The sequence below is a fragment of the Mycolicibacterium madagascariense genome (assembly GCF_010729665.1).
GTDB lineage: Bacteria > Actinomycetota > Actinomycetes > Mycobacteriales > Mycobacteriaceae > Mycobacterium > Mycobacterium madagascariense.
The window spans coordinates 1030859-1054253 of the sequence record NZ_AP022610.1; the positions used below are offsets into that span (position 1 = coordinate 1030859).

General features: G+C 69.0%; 23 protein-coding genes and 1 pseudogene. 13 read left to right on the plus strand and 11 right to left on the minus strand.

Annotated features, from left to right (window positions below):
* Window positions 1-296: 296 nt before the first annotated feature.
* Window positions 297-1280: a metallophosphoesterase gene (locus tag G6N60_RS04855; RefSeq protein WP_163733313.1), complete on the minus strand. Its 984-nt coding sequence runs from the start codon at window positions 1278-1280 to the stop codon at window positions 297-299.
* A 264-nt stretch (window positions 1281-1544) separates the two neighbouring features.
* Window positions 1545-2360, minus strand: a complete 816-nt coding sequence (locus G6N60_RS04860) for an MOSC domain-containing protein (protein ID WP_163733316.1) — start codon at window positions 2358-2360, stop codon at window positions 1545-1547.
* Between the two features lie 46 nt (window positions 2361-2406).
* Here G6N60_RS04860 and G6N60_RS04865 point away from each other — a divergent pair, with 46 nt between their 5' ends.
* The 5 genes from G6N60_RS04865 (at window position 2407) to G6N60_RS04885 (ending at window position 7643) form a co-directional block, all read left to right on the plus strand.
* Window positions 2407-3336, plus strand: coding sequence for a TIGR03619 family F420-dependent LLM class oxidoreductase (locus G6N60_RS04865; RefSeq protein ID WP_163733319.1), 930 nt, complete (start codon window positions 2407-2409; stop codon window positions 3334-3336).
* A gap of 22 nt (window positions 3337-3358) precedes the next feature.
* Complete coding sequence (locus G6N60_RS04870) at window positions 3359-4048, plus strand: SDR family NAD(P)-dependent oxidoreductase (protein WP_163733322.1); 690 nt, start codon at window positions 3359-3361, stop codon at window positions 4046-4048.
* Between the two features lie 118 nt (window positions 4049-4166).
* Window positions 4167-5417: a KasA/KasB family beta-ketoacyl-ACP synthase gene (locus tag G6N60_RS04875; protein WP_163733325.1), complete on the plus strand. Its 1251-nt coding sequence runs from the start codon at window positions 4167-4169 to the stop codon at window positions 5415-5417.
* Between the two features lie 39 nt (window positions 5418-5456).
* A complete protein-coding gene (locus tag G6N60_RS04880; protein ID WP_163733329.1) occupies window positions 5457-5885 on the plus strand; it encodes a nitroreductase family deazaflavin-dependent oxidoreductase in 429 nt (142 codons plus the stop codon).
* A gap of 6 nt (window positions 5886-5891) precedes the next feature.
* Entirely contained in the window at window positions 5892-7643 is a 1752-nt protein-coding gene (locus G6N60_RS04885) for an MOSC and FAD-binding oxidoreductase domain-containing protein (RefSeq protein WP_163733332.1), read from the plus strand.
* Between the two features lies 1 nt (window position 7644).
* On the opposite strand, the gene G6N60_RS04890 is transcribed toward G6N60_RS04885, so the two are convergent.
* Complete coding sequence (locus tag G6N60_RS04890; protein ID WP_163733335.1) at window positions 7645-8529, minus strand: cyclopropane mycolic acid synthase family methyltransferase; 885 nt, start codon at window positions 8527-8529, stop codon at window positions 7645-7647.
* Between the two features lie 93 nt (window positions 8530-8622).
* Complete coding sequence (locus tag G6N60_RS04895; protein WP_163733338.1) at window positions 8623-9555, minus strand: cyclopropane mycolic acid synthase family methyltransferase; 933 nt, start codon at window positions 9553-9555, stop codon at window positions 8623-8625.
* 235 nt (window positions 9556-9790) lie between these two features.
* Here G6N60_RS04895 and G6N60_RS04900 point away from each other — a divergent pair, with 235 nt between their 5' ends.
* Window positions 9791-10693, plus strand: coding sequence for an NYN domain-containing protein (locus G6N60_RS04900; RefSeq protein WP_163733341.1), 903 nt, complete (start codon window positions 9791-9793; stop codon window positions 10691-10693).
* A 3-nt stretch (window positions 10694-10696) separates the two neighbouring features.
* Here G6N60_RS04900 and G6N60_RS04905 read toward each other — a convergent pair whose 3' ends face one another.
* Entirely contained in the window at window positions 10697-11659 is a 963-nt protein-coding gene (locus G6N60_RS04905) for an esterase family protein (protein WP_163733344.1), read from the minus strand.
* A 364-nt stretch (window positions 11660-12023) separates the two neighbouring features.
* Here G6N60_RS04905 and G6N60_RS04910 point away from each other — a divergent pair, with 364 nt between their 5' ends.
* Window positions 12024-13298 carry a L,D-transpeptidase gene (locus G6N60_RS04910; protein ID WP_372510928.1) on the plus strand — a complete coding sequence of 425 codons (1275 nt, stop codon included), beginning with the start codon at window positions 12024-12026 and terminating at the stop codon, window positions 13296-13298.
* Between the two features lie 310 nt (window positions 13299-13608).
* Here G6N60_RS04910 and G6N60_RS04915 read toward each other — a convergent pair whose 3' ends face one another.
* Genes G6N60_RS04915 through G6N60_RS04935 form a run of 5 tightly spaced genes read right to left on the minus strand, consistent with a single transcriptional unit; the run spans window position 13609 to window position 18727 of the window.
* Window positions 13609-14826 (minus strand): hypothetical protein, encoded by a 1218-nt coding sequence (locus tag G6N60_RS04915; RefSeq protein ID WP_163733347.1) that lies wholly within the window; start codon window positions 14824-14826, stop codon window positions 13609-13611.
* Window positions 14793-15932, minus strand: coding sequence for an AAA family ATPase (locus tag G6N60_RS04920; RefSeq protein ID WP_163733350.1), 1140 nt, complete (start codon window positions 15930-15932; stop codon window positions 14793-14795). Before G6N60_RS04920 ends, G6N60_RS04915 begins: the two co-directional genes overlap by 34 nt.
* The gene (locus G6N60_RS04925) at window positions 15925-16299 is read right to left on the minus strand and encodes a hypothetical protein (protein ID WP_163733353.1); all 375 of its coding nucleotides are present in this window, start codon (window positions 16297-16299) and stop codon (window positions 15925-15927) included. Before G6N60_RS04925 ends, G6N60_RS04920 begins: the two co-directional genes overlap by 8 nt.
* Window positions 16296-17444: a DNA cytosine methyltransferase gene (locus G6N60_RS04930; RefSeq protein ID WP_263992078.1), complete on the minus strand. Its 1149-nt coding sequence runs from the start codon at window positions 17442-17444 to the stop codon at window positions 16296-16298. The genes G6N60_RS04925 and G6N60_RS04930 overlap by 4 nt, the downstream gene beginning before the upstream one ends.
* Complete coding sequence (locus G6N60_RS04935) at window positions 17441-18727, minus strand: DNA cytosine methyltransferase (protein ID WP_163733356.1); 1287 nt, start codon at window positions 18725-18727, stop codon at window positions 17441-17443. Before G6N60_RS04935 ends, G6N60_RS04930 begins: the two co-directional genes overlap by 4 nt.
* A gap of 138 nt (window positions 18728-18865) precedes the next feature.
* Here G6N60_RS04935 and G6N60_RS04940 point away from each other — a divergent pair, with 138 nt between their 5' ends.
* Window positions 18866-19294, plus strand: a complete 429-nt coding sequence (locus tag G6N60_RS04940; protein ID WP_163733359.1) for a very short patch repair endonuclease — start codon at window positions 18866-18868, stop codon at window positions 19292-19294.
* Here the strand turns inward: G6N60_RS04940 and G6N60_RS04945 are convergent.
* Entirely contained in the window at window positions 19281-19544 is a 264-nt protein-coding gene (locus G6N60_RS04945) for a LuxR C-terminal-related transcriptional regulator (RefSeq protein ID WP_308206213.1), read from the minus strand. The two genes, G6N60_RS04940 and G6N60_RS04945, sit on opposite strands and share 14 nt — an antisense overlap.
* Before the next feature lie 142 nt (window positions 19545-19686).
* On the opposite strand from G6N60_RS04945, the gene G6N60_RS04950 reads away from it, so the two are divergent.
* The 5 genes and pseudogenes from G6N60_RS04950 to G6N60_RS04970 all read left to right on the plus strand — a co-directional run bounded on the left by G6N60_RS04950 (window position 19687) and on the right by G6N60_RS04970 (window position 23382).
* On the plus strand, window positions 19687-20418 hold the full coding sequence (locus tag G6N60_RS04950) for an MSMEG_1198 family transcriptional regulator (protein WP_163733364.1): 732 nt from the start codon (window positions 19687-19689) through the stop codon (window positions 20416-20418).
* An 86-nt stretch (window positions 20419-20504) separates the two neighbouring features.
* Window positions 20505-20753 carry a hypothetical protein gene (locus G6N60_RS04955; protein ID WP_163733366.1) on the plus strand — a complete coding sequence of 83 codons (249 nt, stop codon included), beginning with the start codon at window positions 20505-20507 and terminating at the stop codon, window positions 20751-20753.
* Window positions 20754-20970: 217 nt separating this feature from the next.
* Window positions 20971-21719, plus strand: a pseudogene (locus G6N60_RS04960) (GntR family transcriptional regulator).
* On the plus strand, window positions 21719-21946 hold the full coding sequence (locus tag G6N60_RS04965; RefSeq protein WP_003928504.1) for a 4Fe-4S dicluster domain-containing protein: 228 nt from the start codon (window positions 21719-21721) through the stop codon (window positions 21944-21946). Before G6N60_RS04960 ends, G6N60_RS04965 begins: the two are co-directional and overlap by 1 nt.
* A gap of 14 nt (window positions 21947-21960) precedes the next feature.
* Window positions 21961-23382 (plus strand): ABC transporter substrate-binding protein, encoded by a 1422-nt coding sequence (locus G6N60_RS04970; protein ID WP_246240321.1) that lies wholly within the window; start codon window positions 21961-21963, stop codon window positions 23380-23382.
* Window positions 23383-23395 lie beyond the last annotated feature (13 nt).

Consider the following 23395-nt stretch of genomic DNA (forward strand, 5'->3'; position numbering starts at 1 on the left):
CGCGGTTGGCGGGGTGTTGTGTTCCGTCGCTCGCGTTGGTCGCGCCCTCGGCGGGGATCACGACCGCCTCGTACGATCGTGAAAGTGCATTTCCTGCAGGAGCATTGGTCGATGCGGGTCTCGTCGGACGGTCGCGTGGATGGCGGGCGAGACCGCCTGCCCGACCACACCGATGCCGTTTTCGCTCAGAGGTGGGCACGAGGGACCATCCACCCGGCGCCATGCGGTCGTCGATCGGAGCGACTCTCAGCGTCGGGAAACCTGAACGGTCGTGACGGCCGGCGAACGCTCTCCGCTCACGCCTTCACGTTGACGTAGTGCTGCTCGCGGATCGTGGTTTCGCCGCTCCACCGGTAGGCGACGAGCGCGCCCGTCTTGATCGCACTGAAGTCGACGCACGCCGTGTGGTCCGTGAAATCGGCGCCACGTTGCGGACGTCCCCGGCGCCAGTAGTGGCCGTAGAACACCGGTACGTCCCCGGCGTAGGCGAAGGACCGATCGCGCGCCGGCACCTCGATGTCGGGAAGCGGGGGATAGGGCTCGCCGTCGGCCGTCATGAAATTGCTGTCCATGACGGACAACTCGTGCAGTGTCGACGCACCGTCGCGCCACCACGCGACCCGCGCCTTGCCGCGGACCGCGCCGTCCTTGTCGTAGTAGGGCGGCTGGCCGTACGCCGCGAGGTCGAGCTCCGGCCCCTTCAGCAGCACTTCGACGGCGTCGTAGAGGGGATCGCCCTTCGTGGAGGCGCGCACCAGCTGGTCGCGCGTGGTGAACCGCTCCGAGCCCAGCGCATCCTTCACGACGCGCATCGACGGTTCGTGCCAGCAAGCGTGAACCACCCGGATCGGGCCGAGGTCCAGCCACATCGGCATGGACAGGAACCAGTCGAGGTAGTCCGCACGCGAGTCGTCGTCGAGCTGGTCGAGGAACGCCCTGTGCTGGTTCGTGTTCTTGCCGCTGTGGCGGCGCAGGAATTCGCCAGGCTCGTCGGGGTTCGCCGTGGCGTAGGCGATCGCATTGAATTCGTGATTGCCCATGACGACGCGGGCACTGCCGTGGTCGGTCATCCGCCGGACGGTCTGGAGGACGTCGAGCTGCCCGGGGCCGCGGTCGACCAGGTCGCCCACGAAGATCGCCTGGCGCTCGGGATGTGCGTAGGCGCCGGACGACTCGTCCACTCGGTAGCCGAGGAGGTGCAACAGCTCGTGCAGTTCCGCCGCGCAGCCGTGGACGTCGCCGATGACGTCGTAACCCTTCGGTTCACTCGATGGGGGCATGACCCTCTCCTTCTCTTGACGGCCTCGGTCCGCGAGGGGGAATGCGCCGTCGTAGCGGCGGACTCGACCTCGCGGGTCCAGCGGTGGGGGTTGATGCGCGGGCGACTCACTCGGATCGTCACGAGGAGCACCGGCTGACACGGGGATCGTCGACGCATCCGTGGGTCAACCCTTCGACTTCCACCTTCACGGTACCGCCAGGGTCCGACACGACTCACGCGCCGGGCTACCTCACCGCAGCGAACCTCGACGCAAGGCGCGGTCTCACGCCAGGACGACGGGGTCTCCGACCCGGATCGTGCCCGGCGTCAGCACCTCGAAGTAGGCGCCCGCACAGGGCAGCACGCCGAAATCGAGTGCGGCGACCCGGTTCTCGGCCGCCGGCGTCCGCAGCGCGTGCGGCGCCCGGCCCAACTCGCCGTGCTCCAGCGTGGGAATGGCGCACCGCGGCGTCGGGCACACGGCCCGCAGCCGTGCCTGACCCACCACCAGCGGGCGCCCGACCCAGTCGTTCTCGGCGTACGGCGGAAATCCCGGCGGTGTGGAGATCACCAGGTTGGGCCGGTAGCGCACCGCCTCGGTGCCGATGTGCTCCAGGGTCGCGGTCGTGATGGCGTGAATGGGCGCGTAGTCGGTGAAGGAGTCGCCCGGCGTGGCCTGGCCCAACTCCAGCAGCGGCGCGTCGACCTCGGCATCCTCGCCGCGATCGAGCACCTGATCCGGGTCGGCTCGCTCCAGCGACGCTCCCGCCGGTCGGCGGTCGGTGAGATGCACTTGGCGGGACACCAGTTCGGAGAGCCGGGCGTCGACGTCGTCGGCGTCGGCCGAGATCTGCGCCCCGTCGGGCAGGCGGATGCTGACACGGCCGGAATCGGCTGTGGCACAACACTTCAGCAGCGAGCGCCAGAGGCGGGCCTGCTTGGCGCTGGCCACCCGACCGGTCGCCTGGTCGATGAGGGCCAGCCGCCGGTCGTGCTCGACGCCCCCCGGGCCGACGGCGAACGCGTCGACCGTCTCGCCGAGCATCGACTTCACCGGATAGCGGTAGAGGGTGTTCACCTGCATCTCGACGTCGCTCATGGATGAACCCTAGTTCGCGACGGCGCCCGTCGGGCACAATCGCGGTGTGACTCACCCCGAGCTGTCGGTATACCTGACCACCTATACCGACGGTCCGCACCACGACTGGCCGGCCACCCTCGCGCTGGCCACGGCCATGGACGAGGCGGGCGTCGACCGCGTCGTCGTGTCCGACCACGTCGCATTCGGGGAGGACTTCGCGGCCTACGGTGATCCGTCGCGTGGCGGCACCGCGGGCGGGCGGCAACCCACCGGTCCCGACGGTGCCTGGCTCGAGCCCATCGCCGTGCTGACCGCCATCGCCGCGGCCACCACGCGGCTACGGCTGGGCACGTCGATACTGCTTGCGGCGCTTCGTCGTCCGGCGGTCCTGGCGAAACAGCTCGCCACGCTCGACGTGATCAGCGGCGGCCGTCTGGACGTCGGCGTCGGCGTCGGGTGGCAGCGCGAGGAGTACGACGCGTGCGGGCTGCCGTTTGAGGGCCGCGGCCGGTTGCTCGACCACACCCTTGAGGTGTGCACGACGCTGTGGACGCAGCAGCGGGCGTCCTACGATGCCGACGAGCTGACGTTCGAGGGAATCCACCAGATGCCGAAACCCGTTCAGCCGGGCGGTGTTCCGCTGTGGATCAGCGGCACCGTCAACAAGGCCGTCGCGCGTCGGCTGGCCCGCTTCGGGCACGGCTGGATTCCGTGGGGGCCGGATCTCGCCGACCTGCGCGGGTCGATCCCCGCGATGCAGCAGGCGGTGCTCGACGCCGGCGGCGACCCCAGCGGAATGCAGGTGCAGGGCACGGTGCGGGTCGTCCGCTCCGACGGTCGCATCGACTACGACGCGACGGCCGCGGCAGTACCGGACCTCGTCGAGGCCGGGGTGACCGACTTCCGCGTCGCGGTGCCCCTGCCGGCAGAGCGCGAGCGTGCCGTCGAGGTGCTCACCCACCTGGTCGACGCCTTCCGCGCCGTCACCCGGTGACCCCCGCGCCTACGGTGGTGCCATGAGCAGCATCCTGATCATCGGGGCGTCGCGCGGCCTCGGGCACGCCATCGCCGCCGAGTACCTCACCCGCGGGTGGGACGTCGTCGGTACCGTGCGCGCCGGGTCCACGGGCACCGACGTGCACGCGCTGGCCGAGGCCAACCCCGGCCGCGTCGGCATCGAGACCGTCGACATCAACGAGCCCGATCAGATCGCCGCCCTGCGAGAGCGGTTGTCCGGTAAGGAATTCGGCACGCTGTTCGTCAACGCGGGCACGACCACCGCCGAGGACACCCCGATCGGCGAGGTGTCGACCGAGGACTTCGTCACCGTGATGGTGACCAACGCGCTGAGTCCCATGCGGGTCATCGACGCACTGGCGGACCTGGTGAGCCCGGCGGGGCTGATCGGCGTGATGTCCTCCGGGCAGGGCAGCATCACGAACAACACCAACGGGCTGCGCGAGGTCTACCGCGCCAGCAAGGCCGCCCTCAACATGCTGATGCGCAGCCTTGCCGCGCGCCACGCCGACACCGAGCGCGCCTTCGTCCTGATGGCGCCCGGCTGGATCCGCACCGCGCTCGGCGGCGACGACGCCCCGTTCACGATCGAGGAGACCATCCCCGCCGTCGTCGACGTGCTGATCGCCAAGCGCGAACGGCCCGGCCTGGAGTATCTCGACCGGTTCGGCAAGACGGTGCCCTGGTAGCTAGCAGGTGAGGGCCGCCCCCCGCGACGTATCATTTCGCGGAGCACGGAGCGGGGTCGATCGGGTGTGGCTCGACGACGTCGCGGTTGGACGCAGTCGATTGGGGCAATGGGACGTCATGACAACGCTGAGGACGGGGGCGGGTTTCCCCCAGGTAGTGGTCACCGCCGTCACCTCGACCACGTCGATGGCCACCGATGCCGAGGACACCTGGCAGCAACTGCTGGAGGGCAAGAGCGGCATCCGTCCGCTCGACGTGCCGTTCGTCGAGGAATTCGATCTGCCGGTCCGCATCGGCGGGCAGCTGCGCGAGCAGTTCGACCACCACCTCAACCGCGTCGAGCTGCGCCGCCTGTCCTACCTGCAGAAGATGTCGACGATCCTCAGCCGTCGGCTGTGGGACCAGACCGGTCTCGACGAGGTCGACACGTCGCGGCTGATGGTGTCCATCGGGCTGGCCCTGGGCACCTCGGAGGAGGTCGTCGCCCAGTACGACACCTTCAAGGCCAAGGGCATGCGGGCGGTCTCGCCGCTGGCCATCCAGATGTACATGCCCAACGCCGCGTCGGCCGCGGTCGGTCTCGAACGAAAGGCCAAGGCGGGCATCGTCACCCCGCTCATGGCGGACTCGTCGGGCGCGGCCGCCATCGCCGAGGCCTGGCGCGCCATCGTCTTCGGTGACGCCGACTTCGCGATCTGCGGGGGCATCGACACCTGGATCGCCGCGGTGCCGATCGCCGCGTTCAACAACCTCGGCCTGCTGTCGACCAACAACGACGACCCCACCGCCGCATGCCGGCCCTTCGACGTCGACCGCGACGGCACGGTCTTCAGCGAGGGCGGGGCGCTCATGATGATCGAGACCGAGGAGCACGCCACGGCCCGCGGCGCGACGATCCTGGGTCGGCTGATGGGCGCCGCCATCACCTCCGATGGCTACGACGTCGTCGCGCAGGACCCAACGGGGGAGTCCGCCGCGCGGGCCGTCCGCCGCGCGATCGACCTGGCGGGCATCTCACCCGAGGACATCGACCTCGTCACCGCGCACGCCCCGGGCACCGGTCCTGGCGACCTCGCCGAGGCGACCGCGCTGCACCGGGTGCTCGACGGCAACCGCCCGGCGGTGTACGCGCCGCGCGCCGCGCTCGGCCACGCCTGGGGTGCGACCGGCGCCATCGACGCGCTGCTGACCGTGCAGGCGCTGCGCGACCAGGTCGTGCCGCCCACGCTCAACCTGCACCACCTCGACCCGGCCATCGACCTCGACGTGGTCGCGGGCGAGCCGCGGCGCGCCGACTACCGCTACGCGCTCACCGACTGCTTCGGCTTCGGCGGGTACAACGTGGCGCTGGTGTTCGGCGCCGCCTGACTTCGCCCGCGGGAGCGCGCACTCTGCCACCATGAGGGCATGGCAGACGAGATGGAATCCGAGCGCGAGTTCAACGCGCGCAACATCGCCGAGTTCCGCGCCAACGGCGGCAAGGTCGGCGGGCAATTCGAAGGCTTTCCGCTGCTGATCCTGACCTCGACGGGCGCCAAGAGCGGCGCACCGCGGGAGAATTTGATCGGCTACTTCGACATCGACGACACGGTCTACGTCGTCGGCTCCGCGGCGGGCCGCGACGCCAGCCCCGGCTGGGTCTTCAACCTGCGCGCCCACCCCGAGGTGAAGGTCGAGATCGGCCCCGACCCGCAGCGCCCCGCGGTCGCCCACGAGCTGCCGCGCGAGGAACGCGACCGCATCTACGCTGCGATCGTCGAGCGGGCGCCGGGCTTCGGCGAATACCAGGAGAAGACCGACCGCGTCATCCCGGTCTTCTCGCTCACCGACGGCTGATACGCCATGGCGACGCTGGTGTCGGTGAACGTCGGTATGCGGCAGGATGTTTCGTGGCACGACCGCACTGTCTACACCGGCGCGTGGAAGAACCCCGTGACCGGTCCGCGCCTGGTGCGCCGCCTCAACGTCGACGGCGACGGGCAGGGCGACCTCGGCGGCCACGGCGGTGAGAACCGCGCGGTGCTGGTCTACCAGCTCGACTCCTACCGGCACTGGGCCCGGGAGTTCGGGCGCGACGACCTGACCCCCGGGCTGCTCGGGGAGAACTTCACCGTCGAGGGCCTGCCCGACGACGACGTGTGCATCGGAGACCAATACCGCATCGGTTCAGCGGTTTTCGAGGTCACTCAGCCGCGGGTCACGTGCTACCGCGCGGGGCTGCGCATCGGGGTCCCGACGATGGCGGCACTGCTCGTCGCCCACCGCCGGCCGGGTTTCTACCTGCGGGTGCTCACCGAGGGGGAGGTGGCCGCGGGGCAGGAGGTCGTCAAGGTGGCGGCGGGCCCCGAACAGGTCACGGTCGCCGAGATGGACGCCCTGCTGTACCTCCCCGGGCACCCGCGCGACGCGCTGGCGCGGGCCATGCGCATCCCCGCGCTGAGCCCGGGATGGCAAGCCTCCCTTGGCAATCTGGCCGCCCAGTCCGACGGCTCGGGCAACACCGGGCTGACCGCCGCGGCCGCGGTCCCACCCCCGGCCTGGCCCGGCTTTCGCACGCTGCGCGTTGCGGAGGTGCGCGACGAGAGCAGCGACGTCCGGTCGCTGGTGCTGGCCGATCCCGACGGCGCCGCGCTGCCGGGCTGGCTCGCCGGTCAGTCGGTCGCGCTGCGGGTGCCCGCCGGTCTCGACCGCGCGATGGCGATCCGCAACTACTCGCTGTCCAACGCCGCGGGCTCCGACCGCTACCGGATCGCGGTCAAGCGCGAATCCCGCGGTGCCGTCAGCCAATACGTGCACGCGCGGGTCGTGACAGGAGACTCCGTCGACGTCGCCGCACCCCGCGGTGCGTTCTTCCTGGCCGACGGTGACGCGCCGGTGATCCTGCTCTCGGTCGGCGTCGGCATCACGCCGGTGCTGTCGATGCTGCACGGGTTGGCGGCGGCCGGGTCGACCCGGCCGGTGTGGTGGCTGCACGGCGCACGCTGCGGCGCGGAGCATCCGTTCCGGCAGGAGGCGAATGCTCTGCTGAATCGGCTGTCGCACAGTGCGTCTCGGGTCTTCTACAGCCAGCCGAGCCCCGACGACCGGCTGGGTGTCGACTTCACCGACCGCGGACGCCTGTCGGTCGACGTGCTGAGCCATCTCGACCTACCCCGCGACGCGCAGGCCTATCTGTGCGGGCCCGTCGACTTCATGGACGAATTCGGTTCCGCGCTGGCCGATCTGGGCCTCGACAGCGGGCGCATTCACAGCGAACGCTTCGGCGCGGTCGCGGCGCTCACCCCGGGGATCGCCACCCAGACCGTGCCGCCGCACCCGGCCGTCGGACCACTCGGCACCGGCCCGGAGGTGAGCTTCGCGCGCAGCGGGCTCTCCGCGCCCTGGGGTCCGCCGAGCACCAGCCTGCTGGAGTTCGCCGAGGCGTGTGACGTGCCGACCCGCTGGTCGTGCCGCACGGGTGTGTGCCACAACTGTGAGACCGCGCTGCTGTCGGGGAGTGTGCGCTATGACCCTGCGCCACTTGATCTTCCGGCCGCGGGGAACGTCCTGATCTGCTGCGCGCAGCCCGTCGGTCCCGTCGTCGTCGACCTGTGACTCAGCCCTTGACGAGCGTGAACTGACCGAGCTCGCTGACGCGACGCTTGAAGAAGTCACTGCAGCCGACGAGGTACTTCATGTACCGCTCGTACACCTCTTCCGACGTTGCGGCCACGGCCTCGTCGTGGTGGGCCTCCAGCGCCGTCGACCACAGGTCGAGCGTGCGCACGTAGTGCTCGTCGAGGAGTTGCTTGTCGGTGACGGTGAACCCGGATTCGGTGGCGAGGGTGACGATCTGCTCCTCGCCGGGCACCGACCCGCCGGGGAAGATCTCCTTGGCGATGAAGCGCATGAACCGCAGATCGCTCATCGTCACGGGGATGCCCATCTCGGGCCACTTCTTCAGCGGGTGACCGAGGATGGCCTGCAACACCATTCGCCCGTCAGCGGGCAGGATGCTGCTGCACGTCTTGAAGAACGGCTCGTAGCGGTCCGGCGGGAACGCCTCGATGGCCTCCAGGCTGATGATCCGGTCGACGGGCTCGGTGAACTGCTCCCAGCCTCCGAGCACGATGCGCCGGGTGCGCTCGGTGTCGAGGTCGTCGAGCAACTGCTGGGCGAACTTGCTCTGGTTCTTGCTCAGCGTGAGGCCCACGACGTTCACGTCGTACGTCTCGACCGCACGCTTGAGCACCGAACCCCACCCGCAGCCGATGTCGAGCAGCGTCATGCCGGGCTTGAGATCGAGCTTGCCGAGGGACAGGTCGATCTTGGCGTACTGCGCCTCCTCGAGCGTCATGTCGTCGCGCTCGAAGTAGGCACAGCTGTAGGTGCGAGACGGATCCTGGAAGAGGCCGAAGAAGTCGTCGGACAGGTCGTAGTGCGCCTGCACCTCTTCGAAGTGCGGTTTCATCGATGTTCTGTCGACCGTGCTCTCAGCCATCCCCGACTGACCTTCCGTTCCGGTGGACCGCTCGTGTGACGCTGCGGACCTATTTAGTTAGAGTGTTTAGACAAAGTACAGCACTTCCGCGAATCACGCCTTCTCACAGGTGAATTGGACGACGTCGGTGTAGCCCTCACGGAAGAGGTCCGCGCATCCGTCGAGGTACTTGAGGAAACGCTCGTAGATCTCCTCGTTGGTGATCTCGATGGCCTCGTCCTTGTTGGCCTCGAGATTGCGCGCCCAGGTGTCGAGGGTCTTGACGTAGTGCGGCTGCAGGTGCTGCTCGCGGGTGACCGTGTAGCCGGCCTTGACTGCGTGCTCCTTGACCATCGACGCCAGCGGCAAACGGCCGCCGGGGTAGATCTCGTCCATGATGAACTTGATGAAGCGCACCCGCGACATCGTCAGCGGCAGCTTCTTGGCCTTGATCTCCTCATCCTCGGGGATCGTGATCGTGTGCAGCATCTGCACGCCGTCGGCGGGCAACCAGTCGTAGGTCTTCTTGAAGTAGTCGTCGTACTTGTTGAAGCCGAAGTGCTCGAACGCGCCGATGGAGACGATGCGGTCGACCGAGCCGGTGAAGTCCTCCCACGGCTGCAGGCGGACCTCCATCGAGCGATCGCTGGTGGAGTTGGCGAACCAGTGCTGCTCGATGTGCTGCTTCTGGTTCTCCGACAGCGTCAGGCCGATGACGTTCACGTCGTACTTCTCGACGGCCCGCATGATGGTCGCGCCCCACCCGCAGCCGATGTCGAGCAACGTCATCCCCGGTTCGAGTCCGAGCTTGCCGAGCGACAGATCGATCTTCGCCATCTGCGCCTGCTCGAGGGTGTAGTCGTCCTTCTCGAAGTACGCGCAGCTGTAGACCTGGTTGGGGTCCTGCCAGAGTTTGAAGAACTCATTGCTGATGTCGTAGTGGAACTGGACTTCCTTCTTGTCCGACCCACGCGTCTGCGAAGCGGACTTGGAAAGCCACTGTGATTGCGCAGTCGACGGGGTTTGCGTCTCACTCGAAGAACTCATCATCCAACCTTGTCAGCTATCGGATTCGCGGTCGCGGTGGTGCCGTGCAGCATCTGCTTCACCTAGTCGGCACACCGACCCTACCTCTGTCGCACCGGCATCTCGACGGGTACCGAAGCCGCGGCGCGCCGACGATGGCGGTGACGGGCGACACGTAGTTTGCCGAACGCGCGTGCTGTCGATTGCTGGCCGCCCCGGCGTGACGGGGCGGGACGGCACCGCCCAGACTGATCCCATGACAGAACGTGAGGACACCCGCGTCGCGGTCTACCTGGACTTCGACAACATCGTGATCTCACGGTATGACCAGGTCAACGGCCGCAACTCGTTTCATCGGGACAAGACCAAGGGCCTGGAGGTCGAACGCCTGCAGCGGGCGACCGTCGACGTCGGCGCGATCATCGACTTCGCGTCGTCGTTCGGCACCCTGGTGTTGACCCGGGCATATGCCGACTGGTCGGCCGACGTCAACGCCGGTTACCGCGGTCAGCTCGTCGGTCGCGCGGTCGACCTGGTACAGCTGTTCCCCGCCGCGGCCTACGGCAAGAACGGCGCCGACATCCGCCTGGCGGTCGACGCGGTCGAGGACATGTTCCGGCTGCCCGACCTGACCCACGTGGTGATCGTCGCCGGCGACTCCGACTACATCGCGCTGGCGCAGCGGTGCAAACGGCTCGGCCGCTACGTCGTCGGGATCGGGGTGGCCGGGGCGTCGAGCCGATCGCTGGCCGCCGCCTGCGACGACTTCGTGATCTACGACGCGTTGCCGGGTGTGCCGGTCTTCGAGCCGGAGCCCGAGCCCGACCGCAAGGAGGAGCCCGAGCCCGAACCCAAGAAGCGGGCCCCGCGTCGGCGCGCCACCCGGCCCCAGGTCGTCGAGGAGGAGGAGCCGGAGACACCCGATCCGCAGACCGCCGCGACCGGCCTGCTGGAGCGGGCGCTGCGGATCGGGCTGGAGAAGGACGACGTCGACTGGCTGCACAACTCCGCGGTCAAGGCCCAGATGAAGCGGATGGACCCGTCGTTCAGCGAGAAGTCGCTGGGGTTCAAGTCGTTCAGCGACTTCCTGCGCTCACGCGCCGACGTCGTCGAGCTCGATGAGAGCTCGACGACGCGGATGGTGCGGTTGAAGAACTGAGCGTTACTTGATGGTGGCGACGAGGTCGGGCTTCATGTTGTCGAGCTGAGCGCTCCAGTACGGCCAGCTGTGCGTGCCGTTCGGCGGGAAGTTGAACGTGCCGTTCTTGCCGCCGGCGCTGGTGTAGGCGTTCTGGAAGGCGATGTTGCTGTCCTTCGTCAGACCCTCGATCGTCGTGGCGGGTAGATCGCCGCCGCCGAGATCGCTGGGTTGCCCGTTGCCGGTGTAGACGTAGATGCGGGTGCCGTTGGAGGCGATCCTGCCCGCCTGCAGCGTCGGGTCGTTGCGCTGCCAGTCGGGCCCGCCGTTGGGTCCCCACATGGCGTTGGCGTCGAAGCCACCCGCGTCGCGCATCGAGAAGCCGACCAGGGTCGGGAAGATGCCGTCGGACAGGTGGAGGAAGCCCGACAGCGAGCCCGCGTACTTGAAGTTGTTCGGGTGGTAGGCCGACAGGATCAGCGCCGCGCTACCCGACATCGAGAGTCCGACGACCGCGTTGCCGGTGGGCGAGATGCCCTTGGTGGACGACAGGTAGGCGGGCAGCTCTTGGGTCAGGAACGTCTCCCACTGGTAGGGCTGCGTCTGACCGTCGCCGACGGCCGGGTTGTCCCAGTTGGTGTAGAAACTGGACATGCCGCCGACGGGCATGACCACGGAGACGCCCGACTGATAGAACTTCTCGAACGCGTTGGTGTTGATGTCCCAGCCGTTGTTGTCGTCCTGCGCGCGCAGGCCGTCGAGCAGGTAGACGGCGTGCCGACCGCCCGGCTGGAAGCGGACCAGGATGGGATGGCCCATCGCGACCGACGGGACCTGGAGATCTTCGACGGGCAACCCGGGGCGCGAGTAGGCGCTCGCGGTCGCCGAACCGCCGACGATGCCGATCAGCCCGGGCAGCACCGCGGCTGCCACCAACGCGACCGCGAACCTCCGCCCGGTAGAGCGGATCCTTGCGATGACTGTCATCTCATGCCCATCTTTCTCAAGCCCATGTTTCGAGTCCCGCAGTACCGGTCGGGTGCCGCTCCTTGGCATCCTGGCACGGGGCAGCGCCCCAGTCGTGATGCTGTCAGCTGGTTCTTCGGGGCGCTCACCGCGATTGTTACCCCTCTTGGCCCGGTTTACCCCTACAAGTCCGACGCCGTCATGGGTTGGTAGCGTTTTCCCAGGTAAGACGGGCTCAGACGCGCCCGGCCGCCGCGCCCGCACGCCGCGGAAACAACCCGATCACGAACGTGGCACACCCTGCCTCGCCCGTTGCGAGGGATCGGCTCGCACCACCTACGATGGGCCTCGTTCGACATTCGGTGCGCACAATCAATGGAGTCTCGTGACGTCTTCTCGTCGTGCCCGGGGGGCCTGGTTGGGAGCAGCCTTCGCGGTGCTCGCCATACTCGGTGGCGTTCTGGTGAGTGGATCCGACCGGTGTGTGCACGGCTGCCAAGTGCTCGCCGCGCCGCGCAATCTGGCCGAGGCAGCGCCCCCGCCGGTGCCGACCTCGACGCCCGCGGCCCTGACGGTCATCCCGACGCCCGCCGCCGACGGCGTCAATCCGGCCGGGCCCGTCCTGGTGACCGCGACCAGCGGCACCCTCACCTCCGTCCGGATGACCAACGACAGCGGTCGGGAGATCCCCGGGGTCATCACCCCCGACCAGACGGTGTGGAAGCCGACGACTCAGCTCGGGTACGGCCGCACCTACAAGATGACCATCGTGGCGCGCGGGCCCAGCGGCATGCCGACGCGCCAGGTGGCGAGCTTCACGACGGTCTCGCCCAGTAGTCAGACGCAGGTGTACCTCGACCGCGCCGGGGGAGACATGCTCGTGGACGGCGCCACCTACGGCATCGGCACCGTCGTGGTCGCGCACTTCGACGAACCCATCGACGACAAGGCGAATGCCGAACGGCACCTCTCGGTCACGACCAACCCGCCGGTGCCGGGATCGTGGTACTGGGTCGACGACCAGAACGCCCACTGGCGGCCCGAGAAGTACTACACCCCAGGCACTTCCGTGACGGTCAACGCCAACCTCTACGGCACGCCGCTCGGCGACGGGCTCTACGGCACCGAGGACGAGCACGTCTCGTTCAAGATCGGCGACGCCCACGTGTCCATCGCCGACGACCACACCAAGCAGGTCAGCGTCTTCGAGAACGGCAAGCTGGTGCGCACCATGCCCACGTCGATGGGCATGGGCGGCACTCAGACCATCGCGGGCACCACGCTGTCGTTCTTCACCCCGCCGGGCGTCTACACCGTGCTCGACAAGGCCAACCCGGTCGTCATGGACTCCTCGACGTTCGGGCTGCCCATCGATTCGCGCCTCGGCTACCGGGAGTCGATCGCCTACGCGACGCGCATCAGCATCGACGGCATCTATCTGCACCAGTTGAATTCGACGGTGTGGGCGCAGGGCAACACCGACACCTCCCACGGCTGCCTGAACCTCAACGGCGAGAACGCCGCATGGTTCTACAACTTCTCGGTCCCTGGCGACGTCGTCGAGGTCAAGAACACCGGCGGCCCACCGCTCAAGCTGTGGCAGAACGGCGACTGGACCATCCCGTGGGATCAGTGGCGTCAGGGCAGCAAGCTGACGTAGACCGGCTAAGCCGCTGTCGACCAACCACTTTCGCGCAGATTGCCGCCTAGACGTTTAGGACCGCGGGCGCCCGCCGATCGGATGATCTCGCTCGACGGCGTCCGCGGGCTTCCCGACAATGGGGGAAAAGGGAGCTATGGCCACGTCCGACGTCAGGGCTGTGATTGGCGGCTGAGACGCCTGAATCACGACCGTGATGTTCGGCCGGCGCCTAGCACCAAAAACGGGACACGACCCGGGATCGGCAGCGGCCAGGGCCGGGACACGTGACCTCGCGAGGCGGGTCCCGGGAGGCGCGACCCGGACGCGGTCAGGCGCCGCGCATGAATTCCACCGCCCGCGCCACCCCCGCGGACGGCGTGGCCAGCCCCAGCCGGCCGGCAGGCGTGGCCACCCAGGCCGCGTCGCCGACCACCCCGTCGGGCGCGACGACGACACCCTCGACGACGGGGGCCATCGCCGCGCCGACGTCGGTCAGGTACAGCAGGGTCTGCGCCAGCCCCGTGCGCCCGACGTAATCTGCATCGGCGGAGTACTTGCACTCGACGAGGAACGCCGCCTCGCCGGGCGCGACGATCAGGAGATCCGGTGCGAGCGAACGGGTTTGGGTGCGCAGCGCGGTCGTCAACGAGCGGTACCGAGAGGCCGCGCCGTAGCGCTTCCAGCTGCCGCCCGCCTCCATCCACAGGTGCCAGTCCCGGCCGCCGAGGGTCACGTGGAACTGTTCACGGCCGCCGACGTAGCTCAGCGGTGACGTGCCGACGATCGTCGCACCCGCCGACTGCAACGTGCGCAGCAGCTCGCCGAGCACGCCCAGCTGGAACAGCGTCGGCCGCAGCTCGCGGATCGGCCACAGCAGCTCGGCCGCGAGCGTGGGTTCACTTGCGGCCCTGATGGTTCGGGCTACGTCGACGAGACGCCGCCACGCCGCCCCCTCGCGCGCGACCGCCGCGAGCTCCGACGGCCGCGGCGGCTCGGCCTCGCGGTCGGCCAGGCCGGACGCAAGGATCCGGGACAGTGCCTCCAGCTGAGCGGCGACGGGGTCACCGGCGGCCGGGTCGATCGAGGACGCGCGCTGAGCCAACCGGAGCACCGCGCCACCGGTCCAGCCGAGGGCGGTCGCGAGCAGTTCGTGCGCGACGCGGTCGCGCTGTCGGATGACGAACGACGATGGCGGCCAGCCGTACTGCCGTCTGGTCTCGATCCAGGCCGTCCCGCCGGTCGGCGCGTCGGCGATTGTGCGCTGACGCCGCGACTGCGCCGGCAACAGGTCGACCCACTGCCTGGCCGTCGCCGGCAAGCGCTCGAGCAGCGGCACCAGCTCCAGGAACAGCATCAGCTCCGCGCGCAGCAGCGTGTCCTCCGGCCGCCAATCACGCGGAAGCTCTTCGAGCGCAAGCTGATTGAGCACCTTGACCAGCTGACCGCGGCCGACCCACGCCCGCAGCACGTGGCCGAGGCCGTCTTCGGGAATCGGAAGGTCGGCTTCCGCGGTCAGGACAATACGTGGCTCATCTCGACGACCCACTCCCACTCCGTCTGACTCAGGGCGTGGTGCTGCTCGACGATCGCGGCGCCGAGGGACGTCAACTCGTCCTCCATCTCGCGCAGCCACGTCCCGACGTTGACGAGGTACGCCTCGGCCAGCAGTTCGCGTTCGACGTGGGTGATGGTCGTCAGCTGCTCGGCATCGGTGCCGACGCCGGCGGCGATGTAGTCGGCCATGCGAAGGAACAGCGCGGGGCCGAGCGTCGTCATCGAATTGGTCAGGTGCGCCGTGTAAATGGCGACGATGGCGTCCAGCAGTGCCTCGGGCAGACCATGGTCCTGGGCGAGCAGCGCCGTGCGGAACTTCGCGGTGTCGGCGGCGGGGATGGGCACGCGCAGGAACCGTCGGCCCAGTGCGTGGCCGAACCGGAACACCCGCTGCGCGTCGAGCGCGTTGTAGGTGCCCAGCAGTCGCCACTCGGTGCCCGCGACGTAGCGGACCGGTCCGGTGCCGCCGGCCGGGTTCGTCAACAGCTCCTCGTGCTCGACCGAACACGTGGCGCCGGTGGCCCAGCCGAGCTGCACCTGCGGCGAACCGATCGCGGGGGAGACGGTGCCGAGTGTGACGTCCTGCCCGCTGAGCCAGGTCAACAAGCCACCGAAGATGCGGTCCATGTCGGCGCGGTTGACCTCGTCGACGATCAGCCAGTGTCCGCTGGCGATGGCGCTCAGCACGCGACCGGGGCGGAACCGCAGCTCGCTGCCGTCGATGGTCTGGCCGCCGACGAGGTCGGTCGTCGACCAGTTCTCCTCGGCCGCAGACCATTCCACGCCCGTCGGGCCGACCTGGAAGCCGAAGGACCGCGGGTCGGCGACGATGCGGTCGACCACCTGGCGCAGCAGCGTGGTCTTGCCGCTGCCGGGCGGGCCCACCAGGATCACCGCCGGCGCCGACAGGATCGCCAGGCGCACCATCCGCTCGATGCGCGGGTCGATCTCGATGGGCACGGTGATGACCGACGGGACCTGGCCACCGTCGCCGGTCTTCGCGACGCCGGACCCGGGCGCTATGCCGAGCGCGGGATGGTGCTCCGGGGTCAGCTCGGCGAACAGCGTCTGCAGCTTCTCGACGGTGGCGTCACTCATCGAAGATCACCAGCCGCACCGGTGTCGACTCGCGGAGGAACAGGGCGGCCTTCAGCGACGGTAGGCGGCCACGCTTGCGCATCGCCGACAGCACGTGTTCCGGCGTCACGTCACCCAGCACGCTGATGACGGCGTACTCCGGACTGGACTTCGCCATCTCGTCGCAGCGGTTGCCGATCTGCTTCAGCTCGGTGACCAGCTTGCCGACGACGGGTCCGCCCCGCTGGCCGTCACCGACACCCAGCTCATCGGCGAACCACTGGTAGAGCGGATCCCACTTCGAGGAGTCCATGCGGCTCGCCCGGATCGCATACCCGACGGCCGCCAGGATGCCCTCGCGCGGCGTCGTGCCGAACAGGTCGCTCATGCCCCGACGCTCGACGCGTAGGCCGTCAGCTCGTCGATGAAGCCCGGCGGAAAACGCAACGTGCCCTTGCGCGTTCGGTTCAGGAAGCCCTGCGCCGCCCGCGCCGACAGCGGCTTGCCGGGATGCTGCAGGAAGTCGACGAGCGACTCGCGCGGCTGCCACACCGGCCACGGCCCGACGTCCGCGGCGTGCACGACCCCGTCGAGATCCGACCACGCGGCGCGGCGGGGCCACGTGGCGCCCGTCCACGGCAGGTCGCCGCCGGCGTCGTAGCGGCCCGGCTTCGCCAACCGGCCGCCGATCCACGTCGCGACGGGCACGCTCACCGAGTTGCCGACCATGCGCCAGCGCTCACCGCGCCGTGCGACCTCCTCGGCGGGTGCGGTCCAGTCGGCCGGAAACCCTTGCAGCCGTTCGGTGTCGCGCAGATCGGGGGTGACGTAGGCGCCCGACGGCAACCGGATGGCCGGCGGCGAGGGCACCCCCACCGAGGACCCGCACTTGATGGGCGGCACGCCGTCGACCGCCCATCCGAACGCCCGCATCCCCTCGGTCCAGTAGAAACCGCACGCCACGTCGGGGTATTCACCGGCGCCCATTGGCTTTTCGCACTCGTCGGCCAGCAGCACGGCCCGCGGATCGCCGGCGCGCGAGGCGACCAGGTACCACCGGTTGCGCCGCTGCGGCAGCCCGAACGCATTGCTGTCGACGACGCGGTACGCCCACCGGTAGCCCAACTCCGTGAGCGCGGTCGTCACCAGTGTCAGCGCGGCGCCCTGACCGAGCGACATCAGGAACGGCACGTTCTCCAGCACCACCCACGGCACGTCGCCCTGCTGCAGCAGCCGCAGCACCTCACCGATGAGACTGCTTCGTGCGCCCTCGATTCCGACCTTGCGCCCGACGCTGCTGAGATCCTGACACGGAAACCCCGCCGTGACGACGTCGGTGCCGGGGGGCAGGCTGCGCAGATCGCGGACGTCGGCCTCGAGCTTCGTGTCGGGGAAGCGGCGGCGCAGCACGTGCATGGCGGGCGGGGCGTTCTCGACCAGTAGCTGCGACTGGTGACCGCTGGCTGCCATGCCCAACTCGAGCCCGCCGATGCCCGCGAACAGTCCGGCGACCCGCAGCTTCGTGCGCCTCACCGCAGCCACTCCAGCGCGACCGCATAGCTGAGCCGTGACGGCACCGCGTTGCCGATCATCCTGGCGATCGCGGTGCGGTGGCGGACCGCGTCGAAGGAGAACCAGTCCGGAATGTATTGCAGCCGAGCCGCTTCGTGGGCGCTGATCGTGCGGCGCTCGCTCGGGTGGACGTACCGGCCCATGCACATGCTGTAGAAGCCGGTCGTGATGGTCTGCGACGGTCGGTCCCACGCCAGCCTGCCGTAGATCGCCTTGTAGCTGTGGCCGCCGTCGGCGTGGCAGGCCGGGCGCTGGCTGTCGGGGAGGTCGAACGCGCCGTTCTCGAAGAGGTAGTCGATGCGCTGGCGCGTCGCGGGTGCCGAGCGCGCGACGGCGTCGACGAGGTGCACCCGTCGCGACTCGGGCAGCGCCACCAGATCCTGGAACGCCCATGCGACGTCACGCGGTCCGCGGCGGTGCCGTTCGACGACCTCGGCGGGCGTCGTCGCGTGGGTGCGGCTGGCCATCAGCACGAGGCGGCGGCGGCGCTGCGGCACGCCGATCTCGCTGAGGTCGATCACCCCGACGGACACGTGGTAGCCCAGCGTGCCCAGCGCCTCGGCGGTGCGCTGCACGACGGCGCGCTTGTCGTTGAGCGCCCCAGGGACGTTCTCGATCAGGATGTGGTGCGGCTCGAGCACTTCCGCGGCCCGCACCATCGACCCGTAGAGCTCGTTCTTGTCGTCGGAGTGCCTGGTGCGATTGTTGAAGTCGCTGTGGCCCTGGCACGGTGGGCCGCCGACGAGTACGTCCACGTCCCCGTGGTGCTTGGCGAGCAGGCGTTCCGCAGACGTGAGCCGGCCGCCGACCCGCCCCGGGAGCACCTCGGTGACGTCCTGACTCAGCGCGGCAGCGGTGGGGAAGTTGGCGGCGTAGGTGGCGGCCGCGACGGCGTCGACGTCCACGGCCAGCACCGGCTCGAACGAGCGGTTCAGCGCCCGCGCCGCCTCGGCCAGCCCGATCGACAGGCCGCCGCACCCGGAGAACAGGTCGACCACCCGCAGCGACGACCGCGACGCGCCACAGGGCGGCGCGACCCGGCTCTGTAGCCAGGCGCGCTCGGCCTCGTCGGCCGACGTGGGCCCCGCAATCCGACCGGGATGGGTGGCCAGGACGCTCGTGGCACGGCCGCCGTCGCGACGGATCAGCACCCGCTCGTAGGACCCGTTGCGCGCGCGGAAGCGTTCGAAACCGCCGTCGGCGCTGGGCCGCGGCGCGGTGGCGCTCGGTGAGGGCTTGCTCATCTACGCCGCGCGACCTGCGATGAAACGAGCTGCTCGGGCGCTGCGGCGGGTCACGGAGCAATGGTATTCAGCCGCTCCGACAAGTCCCGGCACCCCCGGCGGCGCGCCGTCGGGGCGAGGCGTCAATAGGCTGGCGCCATGGCGGAGTCGTGGGCGTCCTCACCGGAGGCCAGGGCCCGCATGCAGTCGAACAAGAGTCGCGACACGAAGCCCGAGCTCGCGCTGCGCTCGGCGGTGCACGCGCGGGGGCTGCGCTACCGCGTGTCGGCGAAACCGCTAGCCGGTGTGCGGCGCACCGCGGACCTGGTCTTTACGCGGGCGCAGGTCGCGGTGTTCCTGGACGGGTGCTTCTGGCACGGCTGTCCCGAGCACCACACCGTCGCGGCGGCCAATGCGACGTTCTGGGCCGAGAAGGTCGAGAACAACCGGGCGCGTGACCGCAATACCGACGAGCGGCTCGCCGCGGCGGGCTGGGTCAGCATCCGCATCTGGGAGCACGAGGATCCGCAGGAGGCGGCCGCCCGGGTCGAGGAGGTCGTGCGCGCGCGCACCGTCACAAATCGTTGACGTCGATCAGACCGTCCTGTATGGCACGGGCGACGAGCGCGGCCTTCGTGGTGGCGGGTCGGCCCGCCGCCGCGTACTTGTCCCTGATGCGCTGCAGATGCGTGCGGACGGTGGTGGTCGAGATCTCGAGTTCGCGCGCAACGTCGTCTTTGTTGTCATGGAGCAGCCACGCCAACAGAACTTCCTTCTCACGGGGTGCGAGATCGGCTCGGCGGCCTGCCGGAGCGGGCGTCAGCAACGTTTCCTCCAATGGTCTATTGGGAAACCATCATCCGTTCGGATGACGTTCCAGTCACGTAGACGATTGACGCGTTTGTAGTGTATTTCGGCAAAATGGGCGCAAAGACACGCAGATCGAGCAACATTTCGCATACGTCGAAAGGATTTGCCGGGTGACCGAAGAGCCGCGAATCTTGGTGGCGTCTCCGCTCGACGACGGGGTGGTGCCCGCCCTGACCGCGGCGTTTCCCGGGGCCACGGTGCGCGTAGCTGGGGACCGCGCCGCCGTGAGCCGCGAGGTCACTCAGCGGGTGCGGTTCGACGTCGTCGTGGCGGATCTGGTGTGGAACAGCCCGGAGTGGGAGTTCAACTTCGACGGTCTCGACGTCATCGACGTCCTCGGCGCCACCGATCGGCGGGCGCCGGTGATCATGGCCACTCAGGGACACACGACCGAATGCGATTTGCTTCAGGAGGCCAGGCTGCGGCCGGAGGTCTTCTCGGTCTTTCGCAAGACCGTCGGCGCCGACGACCTGCCGAGGCTCATTCGCGACGCCGCCATCGGGGAGCGACGCCATGGACACGTCGCCACGCCGCACACCAAACCGCTCTACGAGCTGTTCCTCGGCAGGCGCGGGGAGACCGCGGGGCGCATGGCGGGCGCGATCGCCGCAGGCCGGGCTACTGACGGCGCCTCGCTGGCGACTGCTGCCGGCGTCGCCCTGAACACGGCGTCGAAGGTGACGACGCACTACCTCGGCCCCATCATCCTCGAGCGCGGCGAGCACGACCCGCGACTGCCGATGACCCTGTCTGCGGTCTACCGCTGGTGCGGTCTACACGCGAGGTACATCGTCAGCTGGTGTCGACGCCACGGCCACGGTGACGTCCTCGTCACACTGTGAGGCCGGAATACAAAGCTGAGCTAAATGGTTGGCCGGAGTGGGTATGGATCGGGACACGATCCAACGAACTCTGACAGAGGTGTACGATGTTCGACGTCACACGCATAGCAGGCGGACTGGCCATCGCCGGTGCTCTGGGGCTTGCCGGCCTTGGAGCGGGAACGGCCGTCGCGGATGCGGCCACGCCTCCGACGCCTCAGGTGTCGTCCGTACAGGACGCCGCCCAGAACGGCGGGCCCGTACCCGGCGCCTCGACGCCATCGCCGTACGCCATCTACGGCAGCAGCGGACTGTGCGGCACCCCCGGCCTGTACTTCGTGAACATCTGCGAATGACGGGAATTTAGGCTCACCGGGATTTCAACCGGACGACCCACCGCACTGGTGGCGCAATGTCCGAATACCGCCCCCTAGCAGCAGGTCCGCCCCGTCGTGAAGCGGCGTAATCGCCGAATCCGCCGGGGCTTCTGCGTGCGGCCGGCTTACCGCTGCGAGCACCGCCGATAACGTCGGCCAGCAGGTCAGCCACCCGCCACAGCCCAGGAGGTAAACGGTGACCTCCCATGACGCGGCCGCGCCGACACCGATCCGTCGTCCGCGGGCGGACCAGGCCCGTTTGGTCGCCGACGTGCTCCGCCACCAGATCCACGCCGGCGGCTACCCCGATGGCCTGCCCGCGGAGGCCGACCTTGCAGCCGAGTTCTTCGTCTCCCGCAACACCGTCCGCGAAGCGCTCGCGGCGTTGAAGGACGAGGGCATCATCGAACGCGGTCCCCGCACCGGTACCCACGTCGCGATCCGCAAGTACGACCACGGTCTGCACGCGTTGGTCGGTCTGAAGGAGACGTTCAAGGGCTACGGCGACATTCGCAACGAGGTGCGCGCCGCCATGACGGTGTCGGCCCCGCCGTCGGTGGCCCACCGCCTCCGCCTCGCCCCCGGCGAGCGCGTGGTGTTCATCGAACGTCTCCGCTATCTCGGCGATCTGCCGCTGTCACTCGACATGACGTACCTGACGCCCAGCATCGGCACCGAGGTGCTGGAGCACTCCCTCGAGGTCAACGACGTCTTCGCCCTCATCGAGCAGGTCACCGAACGTCGGCTCGGCGCAGCAGATCTCGCCGTCGAGGCGGTGTCCGCCGACGCCCACTCCGCAGCCATCCTGCAGGTGCCCGACGGCGCGCCCGTCCTGCTGCTGGAACGGCTGACCCACCTCGACGACGGCCACCCGTCGATCTCGAATACATCCGCATGCGGGGCGATCGAATCACCCTGCGCGGCAACTTAGTTAGGGGACGATGATGGCTCAGGTCAACCAGCGGGTCGACGTGCCGGTGACGATCGACGAGTCGTTGTGCATCGAGGGATGCACGCTCTGCGTCGAGATCTGTCCGCTGGACTCGCTGGCCATCAACCCCGAGAACGGCAAGGCGTTCATGCACGTCGACGAATGCTGGTACTGCGGCCCGTGCGCGGCCCGCTGTCCCACCGGCGCCGTCACCGTGAACATGCCCTATCTCATCCGCTGAACCCGAGGATCACCGTGCAACGACTCCTTGCCACCCTGCTCGCCGCCACGACCGTCGGCTCGCTGGCGGCGTGCTCACTCGACTCGAACACCCCGTCCGCCAACACCATCGACGTCGTCATCGGCTACCAGTCCAAGACGATCAACACCGTCACGGCCGGAACGCTGTTGAAAGCCAAGGGCTTCCTCGAGAAGCGTCTCGACGACGTCGGTCGGTCCACCGGCAAGAAGTACGACGTGACGTGGCAGGACTACGACACCGGCGCACCCATCACCGCGCAGATGGTGGCGGAGAAGATCGACATCGGCTCGATGGGCGACTACCCACTGCTCATCAACGGCTCCAAGACGCAGGCCAACCCGCGCGCGAAGACCGAGCTCGTCTCCATCACCGGGTACAGCCCGACGGGAGCGCTGAACATGGTCGTCGTCCCACCGGCGTCCACGGCGTCGAGCATCGTCGACCTCAAGAATCAAAAGGTCTCCGCCAGTGTGGGTTCGGCGGGTCACGGCACACTGGTCCGCGCGCTCGCCAACGCGCACATCGACCCGGCGACGGGTGTCGAGGTCCTCAACCAGCAGCCGCAGGTGGGGGCATCGGCATTGGAATCCGGTCAGGCGCAGGCGCTCTCGCAGTTCGTCGCCTGGCCCGGCCTGCTGGTGTTCCAGCACAAGGGCAAATTGCTCTACGACGGGGCCGAGGGCAACTACCCGACCTTCCACGGCGTGGTGGCCCGCCGGGACTACGCCAGCCAGCATCCCGAGGTGCTCGACGCGTTCCTGCAGGCCCAGCTGGACGCGACCGACTTCCTCAACGCCCACCCGCTGGAGGCGGCCAGGATCGTCGCCGACGCCAGCGGCCTGCCGCAGGAGGTCGTCTACCTGTACAACGGCCCCGGCGGCACGTCGTTCGACACCACGCTGAAGCCCTCGCTCGTCACCGCGCTGAAAGGCGATGTGCCGTACCTGAAGTCGATCGGTGACTTCGCCGACCTCGACGTCGACGGCTTCGTGTCCGACGTCGCGCTGCGCACGGCGTTCACCACCCGCCACCAGGACTACGACACCGCGCTGGCGTCGACCACGAACCCGTCGCTGCTGAAGGGACAGGACTCGGTCTGCAACGTTCCCGTCGGAGATCCCAAGCTGGCGGGCGAGCTGTGGCTGGACGGCCAGACCACGACCCAGCCCGCTGCCAACCCCGGCTGCCTGCTGCGGGCCATCCGCGACGCCAACGCCAAGGGGCAGAAGATTCGGGCCGCGTACGTGCCCGACGCCGAACTGGGCACCCGGTGGTTCGCCGACAAGTCGGCGTGGGTGCGCTCGGGCAGCGACTACCTCCCGTTCGACACGATCGCGGGTGCCCAGCGTTACGCGGGTGCGCATCCCGGCGCCACCGTCGTCGACTATCAGCAGGCGTTGGCGGGGGCGGCGTGACCGCGCCGCCCGC

Excerpts from the sequence above, each read along its gene's own strand:
- G6N60_RS04855 (WP_163733313.1), bottom strand. The coding sequence starts at position 1,280 with ATGCCCCCATCGAGTGAACCGAAGGGTTACGACGTCATCGGCGACGTC.
- G6N60_RS04860 (WP_163733316.1), bottom strand. The coding sequence starts at position 2,360 with ATGAGCGACGTCGAGATGCAGGTGAACACCCTCTACCGCTATCCGGTG.
- G6N60_RS04870 (WP_163733322.1), top strand. The coding sequence starts at position 3,359 with ATGAGCAGCATCCTGATCATCGGGGCGTCGCGCGGCCTCGGGCACGCC.
- G6N60_RS04875 (WP_163733325.1), top strand. The coding sequence starts at position 4,167 with ATGACAACGCTGAGGACGGGGGCGGGTTTCCCCCAGGTAGTGGTCACC.
- G6N60_RS04880 (WP_163733329.1), top strand. The coding sequence starts at position 5,457 with ATGGCAGACGAGATGGAATCCGAGCGCGAGTTCAACGCGCGCAACATC.
- G6N60_RS04885 (WP_163733332.1), top strand. The coding sequence starts at position 5,892 with ATGGCGACGCTGGTGTCGGTGAACGTCGGTATGCGGCAGGATGTTTCG.
- G6N60_RS04890 (WP_163733335.1), bottom strand. The coding sequence starts at position 8,529 with ATGGCTGAGAGCACGGTCGACAGAACATCGATGAAACCGCACTTCGAA.
- G6N60_RS04895 (WP_163733338.1), bottom strand. The coding sequence starts at position 9,555 with ATGAGTTCTTCGAGTGAGACGCAAACCCCGTCGACTGCGCAATCACAG.
- G6N60_RS04900 (WP_163733341.1), top strand. The coding sequence starts at position 9,791 with ATGACAGAACGTGAGGACACCCGCGTCGCGGTCTACCTGGACTTCGAC.
- G6N60_RS04905 (WP_163733344.1), bottom strand. The coding sequence starts at position 11,659 with ATGACAGTCATCGCAAGGATCCGCTCTACCGGGCGGAGGTTCGCGGTC.
- G6N60_RS04920 (WP_163733350.1), bottom strand. The coding sequence starts at position 15,932 with ATGAGTGACGCCACCGTCGAGAAGCTGCAGACGCTGTTCGCCGAGCTG.
- G6N60_RS04925 (WP_163733353.1), bottom strand. The coding sequence starts at position 16,299 with ATGAGCGACCTGTTCGGCACGACGCCGCGCGAGGGCATCCTGGCGGCC.
- G6N60_RS04935 (WP_163733356.1), bottom strand. The coding sequence starts at position 18,727 with ATGAGCAAGCCCTCACCGAGCGCCACCGCGCCGCGGCCCAGCGCCGAC.
- G6N60_RS04940 (WP_163733359.1), top strand. The coding sequence starts at position 18,866 with ATGGCGGAGTCGTGGGCGTCCTCACCGGAGGCCAGGGCCCGCATGCAG.
- G6N60_RS04955 (WP_163733366.1), top strand. The coding sequence starts at position 20,505 with ATGTTCGACGTCACACGCATAGCAGGCGGACTGGCCATCGCCGGTGCT.
- G6N60_RS04965 (WP_003928504.1), top strand. The coding sequence starts at position 21,719 with ATGGCTCAGGTCAACCAGCGGGTCGACGTGCCGGTGACGATCGACGAG.